Annotated in this window: 1 protein-coding gene; it reads right to left on the bottom strand. The window is 61.8% G+C overall.

Features of this window, described 5'->3' with window-relative positions; genetic code table 11:
* Positions 1-223: 223 nt before the first annotated feature.
* Positions 224-1,513, bottom strand: a complete 1,290-nt coding sequence (locus BT116_RS29990; RefSeq protein WP_014339686.1) for a M18 family aminopeptidase — start codon at positions 1,511-1,513, stop codon at positions 224-226.
* Between the last annotated feature and the right edge of the window lie 141 nt (positions 1,514-1,654).

Raw genomic sequence — 1,654 nt, 5'->3', positions numbered from 1 at the left:
CACTTGCTTTCCTTGCAACTCATCTCAATTGCGGATCAGTTTACTATTTTTGGAGTTTGGTTAGCGCCTATGGGATTTATCCCCGCTGGGTTGCGCAGCAACCCCCTACGCCTACCGGATAATCGCGGTGGTTGGTGAATTCTGGGACTGCTTCGCAGTCCAGCGGGGATAAATCCCCTCGCCACAAGAGCCTGCATGTCTCCGGTCCAAATAGGTTTAGCGGTTATGGCAACTCACGACTTGCATAAAACGCGCTCAACACCTTCACCAGATGCGCCAGGTCATGGCTGCCGCACAGTTCGCGGATCGAATGCATGGCGAAGGTCGGTAGACCGATGTCCACGGTGCGCACGCCCAGTTGGCTGGCGGTGATCGGGCCGATGGTCGAACCGCAGCCCATGTCGCTGCGCACTACGAAGCTCTGCACCGGCACTTCTTCAGCCATGCACAGGTGGCGGAAGAACCCGGCGGTTTCGCTGTTGGTGGCGTAGCGCTGGTTGCTGTTGACCTTGATCACCGGGCCGGCGTTGAGCTTGGGACCGTGGTTGGCGTCGTGCTTGTCGGCATAGTTGGGATGCACGCCGTGGGCGTTGTCCGCCGACACCAGCAGGGATTTCTGAATGGTGCGGACGAACTCTTCACCTTCAGGCAGCAGGCGACGCAGGGTTTGCTCCAGCATCGGGCCGTCGGCGCCACAGGCCGAGCACGAACCGACCTCCTCGTGATCGTTGCAGACCAGCACGCAGGTTTCTTCGGTATCGGCGTTCAGCAACGCTTGCAGGCCGGCGTAGCACGACAGCAGGTTGTCCAGGCGCGCGCCGGCGATGAAATCGCCGTGCAGGCCAATGACCGCAGCGCTTTGTGTGTCGTAGAAACTCAACTCGTAATCGAGTACCACGTCGGCATTCAGGCCGTGTTCGCGGGCCAGTTGATCAGTGAGCACGGCACGGAAATCGACGCGCTCGTCCCCGGCGAACTGGGCGAGGATCGGCGGCAGTTCATTCTGCGGGTTGATGGCCCAACCCTGGTTGGCTTCGCGATTGAGGTGGATGGCCAGGTTCGGAATCGTGGCGATCGGCGCCTTGAAGTCGATCAACTGGCTTTCGACCTTGCCATCACGGCGGAAGGTCACGCGCCCGGCCAGGGACAGGTCGCGGTCGAACCACGGCGCCAGCAACGCGCCGCCGTAGACTTCCACGCCCAGTTGCCAGAACCCGTGGCGTTGCAGTTCCGGCTGCGGTTTGACCCGCAGGCAGGGGCTGTCGGTGTGGGCGCCGACCAGGCGAATGCCATCGTGCAACGGTGAGTTGCGGCCGAGCTTGAAGGCGATGATCGAGGAGTCGTTGCGCGTGACGTAATAGCGACCGTTGGCCTCGGTGGCCCAGGTCTCGCGTTCGTCAAGACGCTGATAGCCAGCCGCTTCCAGGCGCTTGGCAAGGCTGGCGGTGGCATGGAACGGGGTAGGGGAGGCCTTGAGAAAGTCGATCAGGCCCTGGTTCAACTCTGCGCGCATAAGAAACTCCAGACAGCAATGGGCGGCAGTTTACCGTATTGGTGGTCGCTGGGGAGGGTGCGGCGTGGATATGTGAGTGACTCGGGATGGGCCTGTGGCGAGGGAGATCCCGCCGCGTCTTCGACGCTGCGCTGTCGCGCA

Source organism: Pseudomonas sp. NFACC16-2, assembly GCF_900119205.1.
Classification (GTDB): domain Bacteria; phylum Pseudomonadota; class Gammaproteobacteria; order Pseudomonadales; family Pseudomonadaceae; genus Aquipseudomonas; species Aquipseudomonas fluorescens_Q.
This window is presented reverse-complemented; position numbering and strand designations above follow the sequence as displayed.